This window comes from Kitasatospora sp. NBC_01246, assembly GCF_036226505.1.
GTDB lineage: Bacteria > Actinomycetota > Actinomycetes > Streptomycetales > Streptomycetaceae > Kitasatospora.
The window spans coordinates 6,101,279-6,124,332 of sequence record NZ_CP108484.1 but is presented as its reverse complement, the minus strand read 5'-3'; the positions used below and the strand labels follow the sequence as shown (position 1 = coordinate 6,124,332).

At 71.6% G+C, this 23,054-nt stretch carries 23 protein-coding genes; 8 read left to right on the top strand and 15 right to left on the bottom strand.

From position 1 onward, the window contains the following. Window positions 1-166: 166 nt before the first annotated feature. The gene (locus tag OG618_RS26490) at window positions 167-1,498 is read left to right on the top strand and encodes an MFS transporter (RefSeq protein ID WP_329490034.1); all 1,332 of its coding nucleotides are present in this window, start codon (window positions 167-169) and stop codon (window positions 1,496-1,498) included. 58 nt (window positions 1,499-1,556) lie between these two features. Here OG618_RS26490 and OG618_RS26485 read toward each other — a convergent pair whose 3' ends face one another. From OG618_RS26485 to OG618_RS26445, 9 genes are all read right to left on the bottom strand, one after another. After that, window positions 1,557-2,216, bottom strand: a complete 660-nt coding sequence (locus OG618_RS26485) for a Uma2 family endonuclease (protein WP_329490033.1) — start codon at window positions 2,214-2,216, stop codon at window positions 1,557-1,559. A gap of 123 nt (window positions 2,217-2,339) precedes the next feature. Continuing rightward, window positions 2,340-2,720, bottom strand: a complete 381-nt coding sequence (locus tag OG618_RS26480) for a metal-sulfur cluster assembly factor (RefSeq protein WP_329490032.1) — start codon at window positions 2,718-2,720, stop codon at window positions 2,340-2,342. Between the two features lie 22 nt (window positions 2,721-2,742). Next, complete coding sequence (gene sufU / locus OG618_RS26475; RefSeq protein ID WP_329490031.1) at window positions 2,743-3,204, bottom strand: Fe-S cluster assembly sulfur transfer protein SufU; 462 nt, start codon at window positions 3,202-3,204, stop codon at window positions 2,743-2,745. A 16-nt stretch (window positions 3,205-3,220) separates the two neighbouring features. Beyond that, the gene (locus OG618_RS26470) at window positions 3,221-4,504 is read right to left on the bottom strand and encodes a cysteine desulfurase (protein WP_380386702.1); all 1,284 of its coding nucleotides are present in this window, start codon (window positions 4,502-4,504) and stop codon (window positions 3,221-3,223) included. Then, on the bottom strand, window positions 4,504-5,268 hold the full coding sequence (gene sufC / locus OG618_RS26465; RefSeq protein WP_329490030.1) for a Fe-S cluster assembly ATPase SufC: 765 nt from the start codon (window positions 5,266-5,268) through the stop codon (window positions 4,504-4,506). Before sufC ends, OG618_RS26470 begins: the two co-directional genes overlap by 1 nt. A gap of 6 nt (window positions 5,269-5,274) precedes the next feature. Next, a complete protein-coding gene (locus OG618_RS26460) occupies window positions 5,275-5,592 on the bottom strand; it encodes a bifunctional 3-phenylpropionate/cinnamic acid dioxygenase ferredoxin subunit (protein WP_329490029.1) in 318 nt (105 codons plus the stop codon). Window positions 5,593-5,597: 5 nt separating this feature from the next. Further along, complete coding sequence (gene sufD, locus OG618_RS26455) at window positions 5,598-6,845, bottom strand: Fe-S cluster assembly protein SufD (RefSeq protein WP_329490028.1); 1,248 nt, start codon at window positions 6,843-6,845, stop codon at window positions 5,598-5,600. Window positions 6,846-6,902: 57 nt separating this feature from the next. Beyond that, complete coding sequence (gene sufB / locus OG618_RS26450) at window positions 6,903-8,318, bottom strand: Fe-S cluster assembly protein SufB (protein ID WP_329490027.1); 1,416 nt, start codon at window positions 8,316-8,318, stop codon at window positions 6,903-6,905. A gap of 9 nt (window positions 8,319-8,327) precedes the next feature. Continuing rightward, window positions 8,328-9,170, bottom strand: coding sequence for a helix-turn-helix transcriptional regulator (locus OG618_RS26445; RefSeq protein ID WP_329490026.1), 843 nt, complete (start codon window positions 9,168-9,170; stop codon window positions 8,328-8,330). Between the two features lie 301 nt (window positions 9,171-9,471). Between OG618_RS26445 and OG618_RS26440 the strand changes: the two genes are divergently transcribed. Together OG618_RS26440 and OG618_RS26435 are read left to right on the top strand one after the other, a co-directional pair. Continuing rightward, the gene (locus tag OG618_RS26440) at window positions 9,472-10,398 is read left to right on the top strand and encodes an ABC transporter ATP-binding protein (RefSeq protein ID WP_329490025.1); all 927 of its coding nucleotides are present in this window, start codon (window positions 9,472-9,474) and stop codon (window positions 10,396-10,398) included. Window positions 10,399-10,445: 47 nt separating this feature from the next. Next, entirely contained in the window at window positions 10,446-11,165 is a 720-nt protein-coding gene (locus OG618_RS26435) for an ABC transporter permease (RefSeq protein ID WP_329492288.1), read from the top strand. Window positions 11,166-11,187: 22 nt separating this feature from the next. Here the strand turns inward: OG618_RS26435 and OG618_RS26430 are convergent, their stop codons facing one another. Both OG618_RS26430 and OG618_RS26425 read right to left on the bottom strand, forming a co-directional pair. Then, window positions 11,188-12,045, bottom strand: coding sequence for a YhjD/YihY/BrkB family envelope integrity protein (locus tag OG618_RS26430; protein ID WP_329490024.1), 858 nt, complete (start codon window positions 12,043-12,045; stop codon window positions 11,188-11,190). 197 nt (window positions 12,046-12,242) lie between these two features. Further along, complete coding sequence (locus tag OG618_RS26425; protein ID WP_329490023.1) at window positions 12,243-12,623, bottom strand: TipAS antibiotic-recognition domain-containing protein; 381 nt, start codon at window positions 12,621-12,623, stop codon at window positions 12,243-12,245. Window positions 12,624-12,880: 257 nt separating this feature from the next. On the opposite strand from OG618_RS26425, the gene OG618_RS26420 reads away from it, so the two are divergent. Beyond that, entirely contained in the window at window positions 12,881-13,468 is a 588-nt protein-coding gene (locus tag OG618_RS26420; protein WP_329490022.1) for a maltokinase N-terminal cap-like domain-containing protein, read from the top strand. An 83-nt stretch (window positions 13,469-13,551) separates the two neighbouring features. Here the strand turns inward: OG618_RS26420 and OG618_RS26415 are convergent, their stop codons facing one another. Together OG618_RS26415 and OG618_RS26410 are read right to left on the bottom strand one after the other, a co-directional pair. Next, complete coding sequence (locus OG618_RS26415) at window positions 13,552-14,268, bottom strand: LAETG motif-containing sortase-dependent surface protein (RefSeq protein ID WP_329490021.1); 717 nt, start codon at window positions 14,266-14,268, stop codon at window positions 13,552-13,554. A gap of 299 nt (window positions 14,269-14,567) precedes the next feature. Further along, a complete protein-coding gene (locus tag OG618_RS26410; RefSeq protein WP_329490020.1) occupies window positions 14,568-15,914 on the bottom strand; it encodes a choice-of-anchor A family protein in 1,347 nt (448 codons plus the stop codon). A gap of 254 nt (window positions 15,915-16,168) precedes the next feature. Between OG618_RS26410 and OG618_RS26405 the strand changes: the two genes are divergently transcribed. Further along, entirely contained in the window at window positions 16,169-17,149 is a 981-nt protein-coding gene (locus OG618_RS26405) for a COX15/CtaA family protein (RefSeq protein WP_380386699.1), read from the top strand. Window positions 17,150-17,206: 57 nt separating this feature from the next. Here OG618_RS26405 and OG618_RS26400 read toward each other — a convergent pair whose 3' ends face one another. Further along, complete coding sequence (locus tag OG618_RS26400) at window positions 17,207-17,545, bottom strand: hypothetical protein (RefSeq protein ID WP_329490019.1); 339 nt, start codon at window positions 17,543-17,545, stop codon at window positions 17,207-17,209. 72 nt (window positions 17,546-17,617) lie between these two features. Between OG618_RS26400 and OG618_RS26395 the strand changes: the two genes are divergently transcribed. Beyond that, entirely contained in the window at window positions 17,618-18,259 is a 642-nt protein-coding gene (locus OG618_RS26395; protein ID WP_329490018.1) for a DUF2461 domain-containing protein, read from the top strand. Between the two features lie 53 nt (window positions 18,260-18,312). On the opposite strand, the gene OG618_RS26390 is transcribed toward OG618_RS26395, so the two are convergent. Continuing rightward, complete coding sequence (locus OG618_RS26390) at window positions 18,313-19,254, bottom strand: heme o synthase (RefSeq protein WP_329490017.1); 942 nt, start codon at window positions 19,252-19,254, stop codon at window positions 18,313-18,315. 467 nt (window positions 19,255-19,721) lie between these two features. On the opposite strand from OG618_RS26390, the gene tkt reads away from it, so the two are divergent. Both tkt and tal read left to right on the top strand, forming a co-directional pair. After that, on the top strand, window positions 19,722-21,821 hold the full coding sequence (tkt, locus tag OG618_RS26385; RefSeq protein WP_329490016.1) for a transketolase: 2,100 nt from the start codon (window positions 19,722-19,724) through the stop codon (window positions 21,819-21,821). 93 nt (window positions 21,822-21,914) lie between these two features. Beyond that, window positions 21,915-23,054 (top strand): transaldolase, encoded by a 1,140-nt coding sequence (gene tal / locus OG618_RS26380; RefSeq protein ID WP_329490015.1) that lies wholly within the window; start codon window positions 21,915-21,917, stop codon window positions 23,052-23,054.

The following is a 23,054-nucleotide window of genomic DNA, read 5'->3' as shown; positions in this document are numbered from 1 at the left end:
TGAAGCCCCTCCACCCTCCTCGCCCGGCTCCGGGACGGAGGGTCCCATGCTCACCCCGCTCCACCAGGAAGTCCCCGCACCGAGGCCACCACCACAGCGCCACCGGACGGGCGCGCCGGCACACCCCGCCGACCTTGGTGGTGCCCGGCCACAGGAGACCCCTGCCATGGCGGACCTCTCCCCTGCCGGCTCCGGCCTGCGCACCGCGCAGTTCGACGGACGCCGACTGTCGGAGGCCCTGCTTCCCCTGGAGCTCGCCCCGCGCGCCCAGCTCCAGCTCGCCGCGATCAGCCGATGGAACGCGCTCCGCGGCGTCCGCGTCGGCCTCGTCGCCGGCGCCCTCCTCCTCATGCTGATCGGTGCCAACCTGGCCACGCCGATCTACCCGCTGCTCCAGCAGCGGCTCTCGCTGACCGCGCTCGACACCACGATCCTCTTCACGGTGTACGTGTTCGCGCTGGTCCCGGTGCTCGCCGCGGTCGGCCACTGGTCCGACCACCTCGGCCGGCGCGCGCTGATCCTGCCCGCCGTGGCCCTGGCCGCCGCCGGGGACGTCGTCTTCGCCACCTCGGGCAGCTTCTGGCAGCTCGCCCTCGGCCGCGCCGTCCAGGGCGTCGCGGTGGGCCTGTCCACCGGCGCCGCCGGAGCCGCCCTCGGCGACCTGCTGCCCGACCACCCCACGCTGGCGGCCAAGCTCACCCTGGCCTGTTCGGCGGGCGGCGTGGCGATCGGCCCGGTGGTCGGCGCCCTGCTGGCCGGCGGCTCCGACCCGCTGATGACGCCCTTCCTGCTGCACGCCGTCGCCCTGCTCGCGCTCTGTGTGCCGCTCGCCCTGGTCCACCCCCGGATGCCCGGCCGCAGCCGCCCGCCGGCCTCGCCGCCGCGCATCACCACCCCGGCGCACCTGCGCCCGCAGCGCCTCGCCCTGCCGTCCACCGGCCGCCGGGCGTTCCTGCTGGCCTCGGCCGCCGGGTTCATCTCCTACGCGGTCTTCGGCGTCTACCTCAGCCTGGCCCCGGCCTTCTCCGCCAAGCTGCTGCACACCGACTCCCGGCTGACCGGCGCCGTGGTGGCCGCGCTGCTGCTCGGCTCCTCCGCCGTGGCCCAGCTGCTGGTCCCGCCGACTGCCGACCGGCTGGTCATCGCCCTCGGCATGACCGGTCTGGCGACCGGCCTCGGCCTGGTCGTCACCGCCCAGTACACCGGCACACCGGCGCTGCTTTTCATCGGCAGCGTCCTCGGCGGCTCCTGCCAGGGGGTCGCCTTCCGCTCGCTGTTCACCGGCGCGGTGGCCGCGATGAACCCGGAACGCCGGGGCTCCGAACTCAGCTCCCTCTGGGTCATCGTCTACCTCGGCAGCTCGCTGCCGATCGTCGGCGTCGGCGCCCTCGTCCAGCGCTACGGCCTGCTCCCGGCCACCAGCGGCTTCGTCGGCCTCGCCGCCGTCCTCTGCGTCGCCCTGGCCGTCGCCGTCGCCCGCCGGTCCCGCACCGCCTGACCGACGGGAAGGCCGCTGCCCGGTACGGATCCCGTACCGGGCAGCGGCGTTCCCGGACCTACTCCGCCCAGGGCTTCCAGGTCTCCGTGGAGACCTCGAACCCGAACGGCTCCGGGAGCCGCAGCGGCTCACCGAACTTCCACTCGCCGAGCACCCGGTAGCTCCCCTCGCCCCGGTCCGGCTCACCGAACAGGGTGATGCCGGGCTGCCGCGGGTCACGGTCGACCAGGAGGTGGTACGGCACGCCGGTCCGCGCGTACCCGCTCCACTTGGTGGGCTTGAGTCGACGGCCGAGCAGCGGACGGCGGTCGTCGCGGGCGTTGGACGGCGAGGTCGCCTCGATCACCAGGTCGAGGTCCTGCGGCTGTAGGAAGAGCACGTCCTCCGCCCTGCTCCTGGCATCGGTGTCCTGGTGGACGACCACCATGTCGGGGACGTAGCCGTCGCCGATCTCCACCAGGTCGAGGTTGACGGTTTGCACGGCCCGCCAGGGGAAGGCCGCATCCAGCACTCTGGCGGACAGCACCGCCTCCTGGATGTCCGTAAGAATCCCCGCGTGCAGGTACACAGGCGCCGGTGACACGACGAACTCCCCTCCGATCACCTCGACCCGTGTGCCGTCGTCCGGGATGCGCAGGTACGCCTCCAGCTCTCCCCGGACCCACATGGCATACGGCGAGGCGGGCAACGTCCAGTGCCCGATCGCTTCCACAGCCATCCCGTCGCTCCCTTCGCGGTCGCGGCACCAGCGTGGCCGCCCGCTCGCAGATACACCACTGCCGCGCGAATGACTCCCCCGAAGGAGAGACTCGCGCGGCAGTGGGTTGACGCAGGACGTCCGTCAGACGTTGAAGCCGAGGGCGCGGAGCTGCTCGCGGCCGTCGTCGGTGATCTTGTCCGGGCCCCACGGCGGCATCCAGACCCAGTTGATGCGCAGGTCCTGGACGAGGCCGTCGGTGGCGGTCTTCGCCTGGTCCTCGATGACGTCGGTCAGCGGGCAGGCCGCCGAGGTGAGCGTCATGTCGATGGTGGCCACGTCGGACTCGTCGATGTGGATGCCGTAGATCAGGCCCAGGTTGACGACGTCGATGCCCAGCTCGGGGTCGACGACGTCCATCAGGGCCTCGGTCAGGTCCTCGACGGAGACGGTGCCGGCGGTGGTGCCGACGATGACGGTCGGACCCTCCTCAGCGGAAGGGGCGGGCGTCTCGGTGTCACTCATGTGTCTGTCCTCCTCTTCTGCTTCAGTCGTTCAGGTCGTGCACGGCGGGCTGCTCGGCCAGGGCCTTGGCGGTGGCGTCCTTCCAGGCCATCCAGCTGAGCAGCGCGCACTTGACCCGGGCCGGGTACTTGGAGACGCCGGCGAACGCGACCGCGTCCTCCAGCACCTCCTCGTCCCCCTCGCCCTGGCCCTTGCTCTGCATCAGCTCCAGGAAGGCCTCCTGGACGGCCTGCGCCTCGCCGACGGTCTTGCCGACCACCAGGTCGTTCAGCACCGAGGCACTGGCCTGGCTGATGGAACAGCCCTGCGACTCGTACGAGACGTCCACGACCGTGGCCCCGTCGAGCCGCACCCGCAGGGTGATCTCGTCCCCGCAGGTCGGGTTGACGTGGTGCACCTCGGCGTCGCCGTCCCGCAGCCCCTTGCCGTGCGGGTTGCGGTAGTGGTCCAGGATGATGTCCTGGTACATCGAGTCGAGCTTCATGTCGTGGGCCGTCCCGTCAGCCGAAGAAGTTCCGGACGTGGTGCAGGCCGTCGATCAGGGCGTCGACCTCGCCCGGCGTCGAGTACAGGTAGAACGACGCCCGCGTGGTCGCGGGAATTCCGTACCGCAGGCAGACCGGCCGCGCGCAGTGGTGGCCGACGCGCACGGCGATGCCCTGCTCGTCCAGCACCTGGCCCACGTCGTGCGGGTGGATGTCGCCCAGCGTGAAGGAGATCGCGGCGCCCCGGTCCACGGCCGTGCGCGGACCGATGATCCGCAGGTCCGGGACCTCCAGCAGCCGCTCCACCGCGTACGCGGTGATGGCGTGCTCGTGCGCGGCGATCCGGTCCATGCCGATGTTCGACAGGTAGTCGATGGCCGCGCCGAGCCCGACCGCCTGGGCGATCGGCGGGGTGCCGGCCTCGAACTTGTGCGGCGCCGGGGCGTAGGTGGACGAGCCCATGGTGACGGTCTCGATCATCTCGCCGCCGCCGAGGAACGGCGGGAGGTCCTCCAGCAGCTCCTGGCGGCCCCAGAGCACGCCGATGCCGGTCGGGGCGAGCATCTTGTGGCCGGTGAAGGCGACGAAGTCGGCCTCCAGCGCCTGCACGTCCAGCACCATGTGCGGCGCGGCCTGCGAGGCGTCGATGACGACCAGCGCACCGACGTCCTGGGCCTTGCGCACGATGGCCTCGACCGGGTTCACCGTGCCGAGCAGGTTGGAGACCAGGGTGAACGAGACGACCTTGGTCTTCTCGGTGATCAGCTCGTCGATGTTGGACAGGTCGAGCCGGCCCTCGTCGGTCAGCCCGAACCACTTCAGCTTCGCGCCGGTGCGCTGCGAGAGCAGCTGCCACGGGACGATGTTGGAGTGGTGCTCCATCTCCGTGATGACGATCTCGGAGTCGGCGTCCACCCGGTACGGCTCGTCCGCCCAGGTCAGCATGTTGGCGACCAGGTTGAGCGACTCCGAGGCGTTCTTGGTGAAGACCACCTCGTTGCGGCTCGGCGCGTTGACGAAGGCCGCGACCTTGTCACGGGCGCCCTCGTACAGCGCCGTGGCCTCCTCGGCGAGCACGTGGACGCCGCGGTGCACGTTGGCGTTGTGCCGCTCGTAGTAGGCGTTCAGCGCCTCCAGCACCTGGCGCGGCTTCTGCGAGGTGGCGGCGTTGTCCAGGTAGACCAGGGGCTTGTCGTCGTGCAGCAGGCGCTGCAGGACGGGGAAGTCCTTGCGGATCGCGTCGGTGTCGAGCAGACCCGGCAGGCCCGTGGCGGGGCCACTCGTCTCGGGGGTATGGATCACTCGGAAGCGCCACCCTTCACGTAGGACTCGTAGCCCTCTTCCTCCAGCTTGTCGGCGAGCTCGGCGCCGCCGGACTCGACGATGCGGCCGGCCGAGAAGACGTGGACGTAGTCGGGCTTGATGTAGCGCAGGATGCGGGTGTAGTGGGTCACCAGCAGGGTGCCGACCTCGCCGGTCGAGCGGACCCGGTTGATGCCCTCGGAGACGACCCGCAGCGCGTCGACGTCCAGACCGGAGTCGGTCTCGTCGAGGATCGCGATCTTCGGCTTGAGAAGCTCCAGCTGGAGGATCTCGTGGCGCTTCTTCTCACCGCCGGAGAAGCCCTCGTTGACGTTGCGCTCGGCGAAGGCCGGGTCCATCTGGAGGGCCGCCATCGCCGCCTTGACCTCCTTGACCCAGAGCCGCAGCTTCGGGGCCTCGCCGCGGACGGCGGTGGCGGCGGTGCGCAGGAAGTTGGAGACCGAGACGCCGGGGACCTCGACCGGGTACTGCATGGCCAGGAAGACACCGGCCCGGGCCCGCTCGTCGACGGACATCTCCAGGACGTCCTCGCCGTCCAGCAGCACCGAGCCGCTGGTGACGGTGTACTTGGGGTGTCCCGCCAGCGAGTACGCCAGGGTCGACTTGCCGGAGCCGTTCGGACCCATGATCGCGTGGGTCTCGCCCTGCTTCACGGTCAGGTCGACGCCCTTCAGGATCTCCCGGGGGCCGTTCTCCGCCTCGACGGTGACGTGCAGGTCGCGGATTTCAAGGGTTGCCATATGTACTCAGGACTCCTGGTTGACGGAGACGAGCACATCGTCCCCTTCGATCTTTACGGGGTAGACAGCGACCGGCTTGGTGGCGGGCAGTCCGGAGGGCTTGCCGGTGCGCAGGTCGAAGCTGGAGCCGTGCAGCCAGCACTCGATCATGCAGTCCTCGACCTCGCCCTCGGACAGCGAGACGTTCGCGTGCGAGCAGGTGTCGCTGATCGCGAACACCCCCTCGTCGGTGCGGACGACGGAGACGGGCACGCCGTTGAGGTCGACGCGCCGGGGCACGTCCTCCTGGAGCTCGCTCAGCGCGCAGGCACGGAGAAAACTCATCGGCCTCAGACCGCCGCTTCCAGCTCGGCCTCGATCTTCTCCATGAGCTGCTCCTGGATCTCGGCGACGCCGATCTGCTGGACCAGTTCGGCGAAGAAGCCGCGCACCACCAGACGGCGGGCCTCGTCGGCCGGGATGCCGCGGGCCCGCAGGTAGAAGAGCTGCTCGTCGTCGAAGCGGCCGGTCGCGGAGGCGTGGCCGGCCCCGACGATCTCGCCGGTCTCGATCTCCAGGTTGGGGATCGAGTCGACCCGGGCACCGTCGGTGAGCACCAGGTTGCGGTTGAGCTCGTAGGTGTCGGTGCCCTCGGCGGCGGCGCGGATCAGCACGTCGCCGACCCAGACGGCGTGCGCGTCCTGGCCCTGCAGCGCGCCCTTGTAGACGACGTTGGAGCGGCAGTGCGGGGTGTCGTGGTCGATGACCAGACGGTGCTCCAGGTGCTGGCCGGCGTCGGCGAAGTACAGGCCGAACAGCTCGGCCTCGCCGCCGGGAGCGGAGTAGGAGACCCGCGGGTGGATGCGGACCACGTCGCCGCCGAAGGTGACCACGACGGACTTCAGCGAGGCGTCCCGGCCGACCAGGGCGGTCTGCTGGGCGGTGTGCACCGCGTCGCGGTCCCAGTCCTGGACGGAGACGAAGGTCAGCTTGGCGCCGTCGCCGAGCAGCAGCTCGACGTTGGCCGCGCGGGTGCCCGTCCCGGTGTGGTTGATCACCACGACGGCCTCGGCGAACGGCTTGACGTCGATCACCACGTGGGCGAAGCGGGTGCCGCCCTCGCCGTGCACGTCGATCTTCACCGGCTCGGTGAGCACCGTCTCCTTGGGCACGGTGACCACGAGCGCCTGCTCGAAGGCGCTGAACGCCTGGGCGGCGACCCGGTCGACCGGCTTGCCGGCCTTGCCCAGGCGGGCGTCGTCGCGGCCGACGGTCTCGGCGGTGACGCCGTCCGGCAGGCTCAGCTCGACCTTGTCCGCGCCCTTCTCCGCCTCGGCGGCGCTGCCGTCGTGCAGGCCCTTCAGGCGGTGCAGCGGGGTGAACCGCCAGTCCTCCTCGCGGCCGGTCGGCACCGGGAAGTCGCCGACCTCGAAGGAGGGCTTGACGGCGACGCGGGCGTCGATCGGCTGCTGGACGGTCGCGCGGCCGGTGCCGGGGCCGGCGAGCTGCGCGCCCGCCCCGGCGGTGCCGACCTCGATCGAACCGGCGGTGGTGGAACCGGCGGTGGTCCCAGCGACATTCAAAGGCGTGTCAGCCATGGCTGTCGTAGTGCTCTCTTCCTCAAAGTTGGTGGCTGGACTGCGTGCGGCTGTGCGTCAGCCGACGGAGCCCTCCATCTGCAGCTCGATCAGCCGGTTCAGCTCCAGCGCGTACTCCATCGGCAGCTCGCGCGCGATCGGCTCGACGAAGCCGCGGACGATCATGGCCATCGCCTCGAACTCGGTCATGCCCCGGCTCATCAGGTAGAAGAGCTGGTCCTCGCTGACCTTGGAGACGGTCGCCTCGTGGCCCATCGACACGTCGTCCTCGCGGACGTCCACGTACGGGTAGGTGTCCGAGCGGGAGATGGTGTCGACCAGCAGGGCGTCGCAGAGCACGTTGGACTTCGCGCCCTTGGAGCCCTCGCCGATCTCGATCAGACCGCGGTAGGAGGTGCGGCCGCCGCCTCGCGCCACCGACTTGGAGACGATGTTGGAGGAGGTGTTCGGCGCCATGTGGACCATCTTGGCGCCGGCGTCCTGGTGCTGGCCCTCACCGGCGAAGGCGATCGACAGGGTCTCGCCCTTGGCGTGCTCGCCCATCAGGTAGACGGCCGGGTACTTCATGGTGACCTTGGACCCGATGTTGCCGTCGATCCACTCCATGGTCGCGCCCTCGTACGCCACGGCGCGCTTGGTGACCAGGTTGTAGACGTTGTTCGACCAGTTCTGGATCGTCGTGTAGCGGCAGCGGCCGCCCTTCTTGACGATGATCTCCACGACCGCGGAGTGCAGCGAGTCCGAGGAGTAGATCGGCGCGGTGCAGCCCTCGACGTAGTGGACGTAGGCGTCCTCGTCGACGATGATCAGCGTCCGCTCGAACTGGCCCATGTTCTCGGTGTTGATCCGGAAGTAGGCCTGCAGCGGGATGTCGACGTGGACACCCTTCGGCACGTAGATGAAGGAGCCGCCCGACCACACCGCCGTGTTCAGCGCGGCGAACTTGTTGTCGCCGGCCGGGATGACGGTGCCGAAGTACTCCTCGAAGATCTCCGGGTGCTGCTTCAGCGCGGTGTCGGTGTCCAGGAAGATGACACCCTGCTCCTCCAGGTCCTCACGGATCTGGTGGTAGACCACCTCGGACTCGTACTGCGCGGCCACACCGGCCACCAGCCGCTGCTTCTCCGCCTCCGGGATGCCGAGCCGGTCGTACGTCGCCTTGATGTCGGCGGGCAGGTCCTCCCAGGACTCGGCCTGCTTCTCGGTCGAGCGCACGAAGTACTTGATGTTGTCGAAGTCGATGCCGGTGAGGTCCGAGCCCCAGGTGGGCATGGGCTTCTTGCCGAACAGCTTGAGGCCCTTGAGCCGCAGGTTCAGCATCCACTCGGACTCGCTCTTCTTCGCCGAGATGTCGCGGACGACGTCCTCGCTGAGCCCGCGCTTGGCGACGGAGCCGGCGGCATCCGGGTCCGCCCAGCCGTACTCGTAGGTGCCCAGGCCTTCGAGCTCCGGGTGCGAAACGGTGTCAGTCATGCGAGCTTCCTAACGCGCGGACGCTGAATCTTCGGTGGACGTACCGGCAGTCGGCACTGCACCGGAACCCGGACCCGCGCTGCGCAGGGAGGGCGACGATGCGGCACCGGGTGCCGGCACATAGGTGGTGCAGACCCCGTCGCCGTGGGCGATGGTGGCCAGCCGTTGCACATGGGTGCCCAGCAGTTGGGAGAAGACCTCGGTCTCCGCCTCGCAGAGCTGCGGGAACTGCTCGGCGATGTGCGCGACCGGGCAGTGGTGCTGGCAGAGCTGGGCGCCCGCCGGGGCTTTCGCCGCGGCCGACGGAACCCGCCGCACCGTGGCAGCGTACCCGTCGGCGCTGAGCGCCCGGGCGAGTGCCTCGGTCCGCTCACCGGCCTCGGCCTGGCGCAGGGCGTCCAGGTACTTCTCACCCTGCTTGCCGAACCGGGCGCGGGCAAAGGCGGCGACCGCCTCCTCGCCCGCCGCGCCGCCGCCCACCGCGTCGGAGATCCAGCGCAGCGCGTCGGCCGCGAGCTGGTCGTACGCCTGGTAGAAGGCGTCCCGACCGGACTCGGTGAGGGCGAAGACCTTGGCCGGGCGACCCCGGCCGCGGCTGCCGTAGACCCGCTGTTCACGGGCGTCGACCAGTCCTGCGGCGGCTAGGCCGTCCAGGTGACGGCGGACGGCGGCGGTCGTCAGACCGAGCCGGTTCGCCAGGTCGGCGGCGGAGGACGGACCGTGGTCGAGGATCGACCGGGCCACCCGGTCCCGGGTCGCGCGGTGACCGTCGAGCAGCACCTCGGTCGCGTTCGCGGGCACGGCGCAGCCGGGGGCCGACTCGGCCTCCTGCTGCGGGGAGTGCTCGCGCATGTTTTTCACAACACGATTGTTGCGTAATTACTTCCGTCGGGACAAGCCGTGATGCAGGCCTCACTCGTGTCATCTGTCACGCAGGCAAGCCTTACCTGACCTGCGAAAACGATCACCTGGCACCGGTTCCGGCGGTCGTTCCGGCCCTCCTCGCCCCTCGGCGGCCCTCCGGACGGCCCGCCGACCAGGCCGTCGACCGCTCCACCCACCACCCCTTCGGCCGCCCGTCCGGTGCCGCGTCCGGCCCCGGCGCGGCCTCCCGCTCCGGGCCGCCGTGTTCGCGCCTCATACACTCGCCGGTATGCATTCCGAACCCGCGGTCCGGGTCACCGGGCTGGTCAAGCGCTACGGCACCAAGACGGCGGTGGACGGTCTCGACCTGACCCTCGCGCGCGGCGCCGTCACCGCCGTGCTCGGTCCCAACGGCGCCGGCAAGACCACCACCATCGAGATCTGCGAGGGCTACCGCCGCCCCGACGCCGGCACCGTCCGCGTCCTCGGCCTCGACCCGGTCGCCCAGGGCGCCGAGCTCCGCCCGCGGATCGGCGTGATGCTGCAGTCCGGCGGCGTGTACGCGGGAGCGCGCGCCGTCGAAATGCTCCGGCACACCGCCAAGCTGCACGCCCACCCGCTGGACGTGGACGCCCTGGTCGAACGCCTCGGCCTCGGCTCCTGCGGCCGGACCACCTACCGCCGGCTCTCCGGCGGCCAGCAGCAGCGGCTCGCCCTGGCGATGGCCGTGGTCGGCCGGCCCGAGCTGGTCTTCCTGGACGAGCCGACCGCCGGCCTCGACCCGCAGGCCCGCCGCGCCACCTGGGAGCTGGTCCGCGACCTGCGCCGGGACGGCGTCACCGTGGTCGTCACCACCCACCACATGGACGAGGCCGAGCAGCTCGCCGACCGGGTCGCCGTCGTCGACCGCGGCCGGGTGATCGCCGAGGGCACCCCGGACGAGCTCTGCCGCGGCGGCGCCGAGTCCTCGCTGCGCTTCGACGGCCCGCCCGGGCTCGACCTCGCCCCGCTGCTCAAGGAGCTGCCCGACGGCGCCACCGCCACCGAGGCCTCGCCCGGCAGCTACCGCATCGAGGCGCCCGTCGATCCGCGGCTGCTGGCCACCATCACCGGTTGGTGCGCGGCCTCCGGCATCCTCCCCGAGCGGCTCGCCGTGCAGCGCCGCAGCCTCGAAGACGTCTTCCTCGACCTGACCGGACGGGACCTCCGCTCGTGACGACCACCGACTACTCGCCCGCGCCCGGCGCCGCCCCGGTCGGCCGGATGCTGCTCGCGCAGACCGCCTTCGAGACGAAGATGCTGCTGCGCAACGGCGAACAGCTGCTGCTGACCGTCATCATCCCGACGGTGCTGCTCGTGCTCTTCTCCGCCGTCGACATCGTCGCCGTCGAGGGCCCCGGCAAGCGCGTCGACTTCCTGGCACCCGGCCTGCTGGCGCTGGCCGTGATGTCCACCGCGTTCACCGGGCAGGCCATCGCCACCGGCTTCGAACGCCGTTACGGCGTGCTGAAGCGGCTCGGCGCCAGCCCGCTGCCGCGCTGGGCGCTGCTCACCGCCAAGACCGGCTGCGTGCTGGTCACCGAGGCGCTCCAGGTCGCCCTGCTGAGCGTGATCGCGCTCGCCCTCGGCTGGTCCCCGCACGGCGACCCGTTCAGCGTCGTCGCCCTGCTCGTCCTCGGCACCGCGGCCTTCTCCGGCCTCGGGCTGCTGATGGCCGGCACCCTCAGGGCGGAGGCCACGCTGGCCGCCGCCAACCTGGTCTTCGTCCTGCTGCTGCTGGCCGGCGGCGTGATCGTGCCGCTGAGCAGGTTCCCGGCCGCCGTCCAGTCGGTGCTGGAGCTGCTCCCGATCGCCGCGCTGTCGGACGGCCTCCGCTCGGTCCTCCAGACCGGCGCCGGTGTGCCCTGGGCCGACCTCGGCATCCTGGGCGCCTGGGCGGTCGTGGCCCTGGCCGCCGCCGCCCGCTTCTTCCGCTGGGAGTGACCCTCGGGGCGCGCCCCGAGGGTCAGGGCCCGCCCGGCTCGTCCGGGTCCTTGGACCGGCGGTAGCGGGCGATCTGCCGCCGGGTGGTGTGCCACCGCGACCGCGCCTGCTCGATCACGGTGTGCCACTCGCGGCGGATCTCGTCGTCGGGCGGACGCTCACCCCGGGCGATACCGACGAGCTCGTCACGCACCTCCCGCCCGAGCGCGGCCGAGCCGACGGTGACGAGCATGGCGCCGAAGAGTCCCGAGAGCGTCGCGAAGACGGCGCCCACGGCGCCGTACCGGGCGGCCGAGGAACTGAACAGGTGCGGCAGGTAGACCGTCGCACCCACCGAGTAGACCGCCGCCAGGACGCCCCCGACGACACCGAACGGGAGCAGGGCCCGCCAGGCGACCCGCCGCGCGGTGAGGATCCAGCCGCCCCAGACGAGGAAGGCCGCGGTCACCGGCGCCTCGGCCGCGGCCGCCCCCAGCTGCAGGCGCCCCCGGCCGAGGAAGCCGTAGACCAGACCGGTGGCCATCAGGTAGCCGGTGAGACCGGCCACCCACCACAGGTCGTTCAGCGTGTTGCGCACACTGAGCGGTCTGAGCTCCCAGGTCTGCTCGAACAGGCGCTGGACCGCCCGGGCGAAGCTCAGCACCGAGATCACGAGGAACACCGCTCCGAAGACACCGATGGTCGCGGCCGTGCCGGACGAGGGCGCGAACACCTGCCGGATGGCATCGGCGCCCTCCCCGGTGAGCTGGTAGCGGCCGATGATCCGCTCCGCCGTGTCCGCGTGCCCCGTGCGCGCCAGGACGCCGCCGGTGAGGATCGAGAGCGGGACGGTCGCCGCCAGCGCGCCGGCGGCGAGGGCCATCGAGCGGTCGAAGCCCACGAGCTTCTGGAAACGGCTGACGCAGCGCAGGGCGAAGGCCGGGCGAAGCCAGAACGTCAGCGTTCTGATGACGCGTTCGCGGCTGGTCCGGGCCGTCGCGCCCTCCTCGGATCTCCTCGGTCCCGTGCTGGCTGCGAGCGTAGCCCGCCCGGCCGTCGGCGGGAGCCCGCGACGCGGCCTTACCGGCGGGTCCCGCTCTACGGGGCGAAGCCGGTCCCGCGTTCGGCGAAGACGCCCATCGCCTCCCCCAGGAACTCCACCATCCTGGGGTGGTAGGAGTTGTGGAAGTCCCTCATGTCGTCGTTCTCCGCGTAGAAGAGCGCCATGCCGACGTAGGCCTTCCTGGTGGGGACGTAGAACCGGCAGGCGATGTCGAAGTGCCTGCCGACGAACTCCTGGATCTGCGGGTCCCCGGGCAGGGAGCCCTCCAGAACGGCCGCGATCTCCTTGTACAGCACATCCCAGTCCTGGTGGACCCGGTCCCGGTCCACGTGCTCCCAGTGGTCGGTCTCGGCAAGGCTCTTCGCCTGCTCCCCGGCCAACGCCCGGCGACACTCGTCCTCGTACTGATTCCCCATGGCACCGATTCCCGTGATTCCCTGTGCCCCGTCGGCGAATTCCCCGGGGCCCGACCGACCTGCCGACGTTGATCAACTGCTCGGTCCCGGCCGAACAGTGACACACCCCCGCAGGGGCGGCAATCCGTTTTGTTCGGCCCGGCGCCGAGCGCCCGGCCCGGTTCGGCACCGCCCCCGCCCGCACCGGGTGATGCCGTCCGATACGTTCGACCGCATCCCGTGGCAGGACGGGCCCGGATCTACGCGCGAGGGAAGTCATGGCCGCCATCCACCGCACCACCATGAAGCCCACCAAACTGGAGCTGCTCACCGGCTGGCTGCCGAAGCAGAGCTGGTACGTGGGCACCGCAGGCGCCCCGGAACTGACGACGGCCGGCGGGTTCCGGCTGGACGATCCGGCGGGCGAGGTCGGGATCGAGTTCATGGTCGTGGTGGACACCTCCGCGCCGGAACCGGTCGCGTACCTGGTGCCGCTGGCCTACCGGGGTACGGCGCTGGCGGACGCCCCCGCCGAGGCGCTGATCGGCACCTCCGAGCACGGGGTGCTCGGCACCCGGTGGATCTACGACGGCGCCCACGACCCGGTGGTGACGGCGCAGTCGCGCGCACTCCTGCGCGGCGGGGCCGTCCCGCAGCACCAGAGCCTGAGCGACACCCCCGACCCCGGCGTCACCGTGCACGGCGCACCGGCCGCCGAGGCGTTCGACGTCCGGCTCAACCGCGTCCTGCGGCCCACGGAGGCCGCGGATGCCGCGAAGGGCCCTGCCGCGCGCCTGGTCGCCGGGTGGACCTGGCCGGACGGCACACCCGCCCGGGGCGTCTTCGCGACCGTCACCCCGGGCTAGCAGGCCACGCGGGCCCCGGCACAGAGCACGGTGGCCCCCGCTCGTCGTGCGAGCGGGGGCCACCGTGCGATCGGCCGCGGGCGTCAGCTCTCGCTGCCGCCGCTGCGGCGCTTGCGGGCCAGCAGGACGAGCGCGCCGCCGAGCAGGACGACGCCGCCGCCGGCCGCGGCGATGATCGGGGTGGCGTCGCTGCTACCGGTCTGGGCGAGCACCGGGCCCGGGGTGGCGGTGCTCGGCGCCGGGGTGGGCGTCCGGGTCGGGGTGGGCGTCGCCGTGGGGGTCTTGGTGGGGGTCGGCGTCGGGCTCGACGTCGGGGTCCTGGTGGGCGTGGGGGTCTGGGTGGGCGTCGGCGTCGGGGTCGCCGTGGGGGTGGGGGTGGGAGTCGGGGTCTTGGTGGGCGTGGGGGTCGGGGTGGGCGTCGGGGTCTGGCAGACCTCGATCGTCTTGGTCTCCGTCTTGTTCCAGTCGGCGTTCTTCGGGTCCTCGGTGGTGGTGACCACGAAGGTCGCGCTGACCGGCTTGGCGTGGTCCTTCACCGGGAACGTCCCGTGGAACTCCTTGCCGAACGGCTTCTGGTCGAGCACCTTCTCGCCGTCGACGGTCAGGCTGACGACGTTCTTCACACCGCTCGCGTCGCTGTAGTTGGTCAGATCGATCACGATCTTGTCGCAGGTCACCTGCCACTTGGGCGCGTGCGCCGAGGCGCTGGTCGCCAGTGCCAAGGGCAGCAGGACGGCGGCTGCCGCCGTCCCCGCCAGTGCCGCGTTCCTGATGCCGATCTGCCGCCGCTGTCGCGCCATTTCGTTGTCCCCTCCGAACGGTCTTGCGCAGCAGGCTTGTTGAAAGGCTCGCGGTGGCCCGCCACGACTGTCCGGGGGACTCTACCGGCACACCCTCACCTCCCCACACCCCGCCGTACGACCGGATTTCGACTGTCCGTCCGGCCTCGGTTGTGCAAGGAGCAGCCCATCACGGCGGCGACCTCGCACGACACCCGTTCGGCGAACTTGAACGTATTCCGTCACAGTGGCGCAAACGCACTGCCCCCGGCGGTCGAATCCGACCACCGGGGGCAGCACTACGGTCGCCCGGCGGGCCGTCAGGCCTTCCTGGCCGCCCGGCGACGGGTGGCCACCACGATCGCGCCACCGGCGGCGATCACGACGGCGCCGGCGATCGTCAGCGGGACGACCGGGCCGGAGCCGGTGTGGGCGAGGCCGCCTCCGGTGGTCGCCTCCGCCGACGGGCCGGCCGAGGCGCTCGGCACCACCGCCGCCGACGGGGAGGCGGAGGCCGCCGGGCTGCCCGTGGCGCCCGGGCCCGGTGTGCCGGTCGTCGGGGCGGACGGGCTGCCGGAGCCGCCCGGGGTCACCGAGGCGCCGGGCGTCGCCGGCGTGCTCGGGGTCAACGACGCGCTCGGCGTGGAGGACGGCGACGGCGAACCGCTCGGCACCACCGGCGGCACGGTCGGCACGGTGGTCGGCGGCACCTCGGTGTTCAGGCAGCCGGTGAACGGGTAGTGGTGCGTCTCCGCGCCGCCCTTGCCGGTCAGCGACTTGGCGATCACCGAGCCGTTGACCGGTCCGCCGCTGCCGAGGTCGAAGGCGGCGTTCGGCGCCAGCACGGTGCCGGCCCAGGCGGCCTGGCTGTTCTTGACCACCTTGGTGGCGGTCGGGAAGTTCCAGAGCAGCTTGGCCCGGACCGCCCCGCCCGACGCGCTCTGCAGCTTGTCGTCCAGGACGTAGGCCTTCTTGCCCTCGTCCCACAGGTGGAAGCCCGTGGTCCGGGCGGCGGCCATGTCGTAGCTGTCGCCGGTCACGGTGACGACGGTGACCGAACCGACCGGCACCTTCACGAAGACGTCGGTGGCGCCCTGGAGCGTCGCCGCGCTGACGGTGAAGCTGTTGAGCGTGGCGTCGGCGCTGCTCAGGTAGAGCTGCGCGCCCTTCGCCTCGACCTTGGCGCCGGCGGTCTGCGCCCCGGCCGCGAGGGCGGTGGCGGCCGAGCGGAGCTTGGCGAACTCGGCCTTGAAGTCGATCGGGGAGGCGCCCCGGCTGATCTTGCCCTGGTGGGCGTCCACCACGGCGCCGGGGGCCTTCGAGCCGTAGACGCCGTTGCCCTTCATCACCTGGGTGTTGTGCCCGGTGATCTTGCCGGCGACGACCAGCGCGTTGCCGCCGGGAAGCGCCGCGACCTGGTCCGCGGTCAGTTCCTGGCCGACCGAGAAGCCGCCGGTGAAGTCCGCGTTGCCGCCGACCGCCACCGCGCCCTCGGCGTCCGGCGTGTGGGTGTCGTCGCCCTCGATGAACTCCCCGTAGAGATTGGCGACGCCGAGGCTCTGGCACTGCCGGCCGGGCTCGGCCGCGTGCGCGGCCGGGGCGATCAGACCGGCCAGGGCGAGGGATCCGCCGAGAGCGAGCGCTGCGGCGGGTGTGGGTATGCGCATGTGCAGGATCTCCGCTTACGTGCGGGGGTGGGTGCGGTCCCGGAAAAAGGTATGGACCAAGCCGCACTCTTTCGGCCAACCGAGTGATTGGTCAAGACCAATGTCCGCCTTGCCCGAACAGTCCCGTTCGGGCCGAACGGCCCGCCCCGGGGCCCGTCGGACGGCCCCCGGGGCGACGGACCGGCGACGGGCCGGACGGCGCCCGCCCGGCGCGACCCCGCCCCGCCCCAAGATCGGCTGTAAGGCCGCCTACGATTGACCCCGTGCCTACCCCCTTCTCCCTGCTCGCCGACCGCTGGCAGCCGTCCGCCGCCATGGTCCGGCGCGCCGCGTTCGCCGCGCTGGTGATGAGCGTGGTGATCGTCGTGACCGGCGGAGCCGTCCGGCTCACCGCCTCCGGCCTCGGCTGCACCACCTGGCCCCGCTGCACCGGCGAGAGCATCACGCCGACTCCCGAAATGGGCCTCCACGGCATCATCGAGTTCACCAACCGGATGCTGACCTACGTGCTGAGCGCCGCGGTCGGCTGGGCGATCCTCGCCGCCCGCTGCCACCGGCCCTGGCGGCGCGGCCTGAGTAGGCTCGGCTGGGCCCAGTTCTGGCTGGTGATGAGCAACGCCGTGATCGGCGGCATCACCGTGCTGACCGGCCTCAACCCCTACACGGTCGCCGTCCACCTGATCTCCGCGATGGCCCTGGTCTGGGTCGCGCTGCTGATGTGGGAGCGCTCGCGCGAGGGCGACGGCCCGCCGCGGCCGGCCGTGGCCGGTCCGATCGTCCGGCTCTCCTACGTCCTGGTCACCGTGATCGGCCTGCTGGTGGCGGCCGGGACGCTGGTGACCGGCGCCGGGCACCACCCCGGGACGCCCAAGGACAACAAGCTGGTGCCGCGGATCCCCCTCGACTACGACCGCCTCGCCCAGGTGCACGCCGACCTGGCGTTCGTCTCGGTCGGCCTGGCGGTCGCGGTGCTCTTCGTGTTCGCCGCCGTGAAGGCCCCGCCCGCCGCCCGCGCGCGGGCCCGCGAGCTGCTCGCGGTGCTGCTGCTCCAGGGCGTGCTCGGCTTCGTCCAGTACTTCACGGACGTCCCGGAGCTGCTGGTCGGCATCCACATGCTGGGCGCCACGCTCACCTGGATCGCCGTCCTGCGCATCCCGCTGGCGCTGCGCGTGCGCGAGGGCGCCGCGCCCACCGCGCCGCTGCCCGCCCAGGCGCCGCGGACCGCAGCGGTCTGAGCGTGCGAGAGGGGCCCCGGGGAAACCCGGGGCCCCTCTCGCGTACTCGGCGCGGCCTCAGCCGCCGATCTGGATACCGGCCATCCGCTTCCACTCGTACGGGCCGGTCCTGACCTTCAGGCCCAGCTCGCCCTCGAAGCTGTCGTGCAGGGTGACCCCGGCCAGCTCGGCGGCCCGGCGGCCGACGGCGTAGCTCGGGGCGACCTGGTCGCCCCAGGCGCCGTCCGCGCCGACCACGACGATCCGGGTGGCGACGGTGCCCACGTACTCGACGACGCCGTCGGCGCTGCCGCCGTGCTGCTTGGCGAAGGCGGTCAGGTGCTTGGCGATGCGCTTGGCGCGGCGCTCGACGCGGGCGTCCGGCGCGGCGGGGGTGGCGGTCTCTGCGCTGCTCATGCCCGCATGCTACCGATCGGTAGCGGAGCTGGCGACGGGACCGGGCTGTGCACCGGACCACATACTGGAGCGGTGACCTTCCAAGGCTGGCCGGCCGAGGCCCTAGAGTTCTACGAGCACCTGGAGACCGACAACTCCAGGACCTTCTGGCAGTCCCACAAGGACCGGTACGAGCACGCCGTGCGGGAGCCGATGGAGCGACTGCTCGCCGAGCTGGAGCCCGGGTTCGGGCCGGGCAAGATCTTCCGCCCCAACCGGGACGTCCGGTTCAGCGCCGACAAGTCCCCGTACAAGACGCACATCGGCGCCCACCTGGAGAGCGGCGGCTACATCCAGCTCTCCGCCGACGGCCTGGCCTGCGGCAACGGGCTGTACCGGCTCGCCCCGGACCAGCTGGCGCGCTACCGGGCCGCCGTCGCCGAGGAGGTCGGCGGCGCCGAGCTGGAGCGGGTGATCGCCCGGGTCCGCGCGGCCGGGCCGGAGGTGGTCGGCCGGGACAGCCTCAGGTCCGCCCCGCGCGGCTACCCCCGGGACCACCCGCGGATCGAGCTGCTCCGCCACAAGGGGCTGGTCGCCTGGCAGGAGTGGCCGCCGGCGGCGTGGCTCGGCACCCGGGCCGCCCACGACCGGATCACCGGCTTCCTGCGGGCCTCCCAGCCCCTGCGGGACTGGCTGGACGACCGGGTGGGACCCTCCGAACTGCCCCCGCGCTGAGACGCGGAAGGGGCCCCGGTCCGAAGACCGGGGCCCCTTCTCCGCGTCGGCGGCTACTTCACGAACGGATCCACCGCGATCACCACGAACAGCAGCGTCAGATAGGTGATCGACCAGTGGAAGAGGCGCATCTCCTTGAGCTTCGCGCCGACCACCCCGGCCTTGGCCCGGGCGTACAGTCCGTGCGCCTCCTTCAGCCAGGCCGCGCCCAGCACGACCGCCGAGACGGGGTACAGCCAGCTGGTCTCCGCCAGCGGCCAGAGCGCCAGCGAGACGGCGACCATCACCCAGGAGTAGAGGACGATCTGCTTGGCGACCGCCAGGTTGCCCTTGACCACCGGGAGCATCGGCACGCCGGCCCGCTCGTAGTCCTCGCGCACCTTCATCGACAGCGGCCAGTAGTGCGGCGGCGTCCAGAAGAAGATGACCAGGAAGAGCACCAGCGCCGACCAGGACACCGAGCCGGTGACCGCCGCCCAGCCGACGAAGACCGGCATGCAGCCGGCGATCCCGCCCCAGACGATGTTCTGCGCGGTGCGCCGCTTCAGACCCAGTGTGTAGACGAACACGTAGAACAGCAGGGCCGACAGCGCCAGCAGCGAGGAGAGCGCGTTGACCAGGAAGCCGAGCCAGAGCGTGGAACCGACCGCCAGCGCGATGCCGAAGACCAGCGCCTCGCGCGGTGACACCATCCCGGTGACGAGCGGCCGCCGCTCGGTGCGCGACATCACCGCGTCGATGTCGCGGTCGATGTACATGTTGAGGGCGTTGGCGCCACCGGCCGACAGGTAGCCGCCGATGACCACCTTGAGGACCAGCAGCGGATCCGGGACACCGCGCTGCGCCAGGAACATCACCGGGACGGTGGTGATCAGCAGCAGTTCGATGATCCGAGGCTTGGTCAGTGCGACGAATGCGCCGACACGGGCCCCGAACGGCCGGTGCGCAGGCGTCGCCCCGGTGACCCCGGCGGGACGGGATTCGACGGCGGTCACTAACACCCCAACTGAAGATGAATCTTCGCAGGCGTCCACCGGAACGATGTTCCCGAATCGTCCGCTCTGCGCGTACCACGCCACCTTAGACGCTCCATATCTCCCCACCGGCTCCGGGGTCCCCCGGGCGGGGCGGAACGCACACCCCTGGGTGAACCCCTGGGCGAACACACGAAGCCGACCTGCTGCGATACCGGTCCCCCGTCCCGGCCCCCGAACGGGCAGAGGCCGTGAAACCGGGAGAGGCTGGGACAAAAGAACCCTTCGAACCCTCGTGGGAATCGCCATACGGAAATGCCCGTTGTCTCAGCACGGAGGGTGATCCCCGACCCGGACGGTAGGCTCGCACCGAGAAGCGGGATCTACCCTCCGTGACCGGCACCACCCAGCGTCCGGCCCCATCGACGTGGCCGACCCGGTCCCCTTCACGGGGTCACTCTTCACAACGGAAGGAGCCCTGAGACAGGGTGAGCACGACGCCGACGAATGCATTCGAGTGGTCCGAGCTGGACGAGCGGACGGTCGACACCGCCCGCGTCCTGGCCATGGACGCGGTCCAGAAGGTCGGCAACGGACACCCCGGGACGGCCATGTCGCTGGCCCCGGCGGCGTACCTGATCTTCCAGCGCTTCCTGCGCCACGACCCGACCGACCCGGCCTGGGTGGGCCGCGACCGTTTCGTCCTCTCTCCCGGGCACACCAGCCTGACCCTCTACACGCAGCTCTACTTCTCGGGCTACGGCCTGGAGCTGGACGACCTCAAGGCGTTCCGGGTCGCGGGCAGCCGCACCCCGGGCCACCCCGAGCACGGTCACACCGCGGGTGTCGAGACCACCACCGGCCCGCTCGGCCAGGGCATCGGCAACGCCGTGGGCATGGCGATGGCCGCCCGCTTCGAGCGCGGTCTGTTCGACCCGGACGCCCCCGCCGGCGAGTCGCCGTTCGACCACACCATCTGGGCCATCGTCTCCGACGGCGACCTGGAGGAGGGCATCTCCGCCGAGGCCTCCTCGCTGGCCGGCCACCAGAAGCTGGGCAACCTGGTCGCGCTCTACGACGACAACCACATCTCGATCGAGGGCGACACCGAGACCGCCTTCTCCGAGGACGTGCTCAAGCGCTACGAGGCGTACGGCTGGCACGTGCAGCGGGTCGCCCCGAAGTCCAACGGCGACATCGACGTGGCCCTCGTGGCCGAGGCGCTGGCCGCGGCCAAGGCCGAGACCTCCCGCCCGTCGATCATCGCGATGCGCACCATCATCGCCTGGCCGGCCCCGGACGCGCAGAACACCGCCAAGGCGCACGGTTCCGCGCTCGGCGCCGCCGAGATCGCCGCCACCAAGAAGGTCCTGGGCTTCGACCCGGAGAAGACCTTCGAGGTCAGCGACAAGGTCATCGAGCACGCCCGCCAGGTGATCAAGCGCGGCAAGGCCGCCCGCGACGAGTGGCAGCGCTCCCTCGACGCCTGGCGCGCCGCCCACCCGCACCGCGCCGCCGAGTTCGACCGCATCCAGGCCGGCGAGCTCCCCGACGGCTGGAAGAAGGCCGTCCCGGTCTTCGCGGCCGGCAAGGACGTCGCCACCCGCAAGGCCTCCGGCGAGACCCTCAAGGCGCTCGGCGCGGTGATCCCGGAGCTGTGGGGCGGCTCGGCCGACCTCGCGGAGTCCAACCTCACCACCATCGACGAGGACAGCTCCTTCCTCCCCGAGGGCAACCCGCTGAAGTCGGCCAGCCCCTACGGCCGGACGATCCACTTCGGCATCCGCGAGCACGCCATGGGCTCGACCATGAACGGCATCGCGCTGCACGGCGGGACCCGGGTCTTCGGCGGCACCTTCCTGGTCTTCGCCGACTACATGCGCCCGGCCGTCCGCCTGGCCGCGCTGATGAAGCTGCCGGTCACCTACGTCTGGACGCACGACTCGATCGGCCTCGGCGAGGACGGCCCGACCCACCAGCCCGTCGAGCACCTCGCCTCGCTGCGCGCCATCCCGGGCCTGTCGATGGTCCGCCCGGCCGACGCCAACGAGACGGCCGTCGCCTGGCGCACCATCGTCGAGCGGCACAGCAGCCACCCGGGCCCGGTCGGCCTGGCGCTCACCCGCCAGAACGTCCCGACCTTCGACCGCGAGGTCTTCGGCTCCGCCGAGGGCACCGCGAAGGGCGGCTACGTCCTGGCCGAGGCGTCGACCGGCGACCCGCAGCTGATCCTGCTCGCCACCGGCTCCGAGGTCCAGCTGGCCGTCAGGGCCCGCGAGGTCCTGGAGGCCGAGGGCGTCGCGACCCGCGTGGTCTCGCTGCCGTCCTTCGAGTGGTTCCAGGAGCAGGACCAGGCCTACCGCGACAGCGTGCTGCCGCCGTCGGTCCGGGCCCGCGTCTCGGTCGAGGCCGGCATCGCCCAGGGCTGGCGCGAGCTGGTCGGCGACCACGGCCGGATCGTCTCGCTGGAGCACTTCGGCGCCTCCGCCGACTACCAGGTGCTCTTCGAGGAGTTCGGTCTGACCGCCGAGCGGGTCGTCGCGGAGGCGCACAACGCCCTGCGCTCGCTCGAAGCCGTCAACCGCTAGTACCGCCTGGGCCGCGTGCCCGCCCGCACAGCGGGTACGCGGCCCGTCTGACGACCCCACAGACAGATGAAGACAGAAGAAGGACTGAGCACCATGACTGACGCACTGAAGCGCCTCAGCGACGAAGGCGTGGCGATCTGGCTGGACGACCTCAGCCGGAAGCGACTGAACACCGGCAACCTCGCCGAGCTGGTACAGAACAAGCACGTGGTGGGCGTCACCACCAACCCCACCATCTTCCAGAAGGCCATCGGCGGCGGGGACTCCTCCTACGACGGCCAGCTGCGCGACCTCGCCGTCCGCAAGGTCACCACCGACGAAGCCGTCCGCATGATCACCACCTCGGACGTCCGGGACGCCGCCGACGTGCTGCGCCCGGTCTACGACGCCTCCAACGGCCGCGACGGCCGGGTCTCCATCGAGGTCGACCCGCGGCTGGCCCACGAGACGGCCGCGACCGTCGCCGAGGCCAAGCAGCTCTGGTGGCTGGTCGACCGCCCCAACGTCTTCATCAAGATCCCCGCCACCAAGGCCGGCCTGCCCGCGATCGCCGAGGTCATCGGCAAGGGCATCAGCGTCAACGTCACGCTGATCTTCTCGCTGGAGCGCTACCGCGCGGTGATCGACGCCTTCCTGACCGGTCTGGAGGCCGCCAAGGCCAAGGGCCTGGACCTCTCGCAGATCGAGTCGGTCGCCTCCTTCTTCGTCTCCCGTGTGGACACCGAGATCGACAAGCGCCTCGACGAGGTCGGCGGCGACGCCAAGCAGCTGCGCTCCAAGGCCGCCCTGGCCAACGCCCGCCTGGCCTACCAGGCGTACGAGGAGGTCTTCGGCAGCGTCGACGGCAAGACCGCCGGCAGCGACCGCTGGAAGGCCCTGGAGGCCGCCGGCGCCAAGCCGCAGCGCCCGCTCTGGGCCTCCACCGGCGTCAAGGACCCGGCCCTGCCGGACACCCTCTACGTCACCGAGCTGGTCGCCCCCGGCACCGTCAACACGATGCCCGAGGCCACCCTGGAGGCCACCGGCGACCACGGCGTGATCACCGGCGGCACCATCGTCGCCAACTACGCCGACGCCACCGAGGTGATGGCCGCCATCGCCGCCGCCGGCGTGGACTACGACGACGTGGTCCAGGTCCTGGAGGACGAGGGCGTCCAGAAGTTCGAGCAGTCCTGGAACGAGCTGCTCGACACCGTCACCGCCTCGCTCGCCTCGTTCGCCGACGAGAAGTGA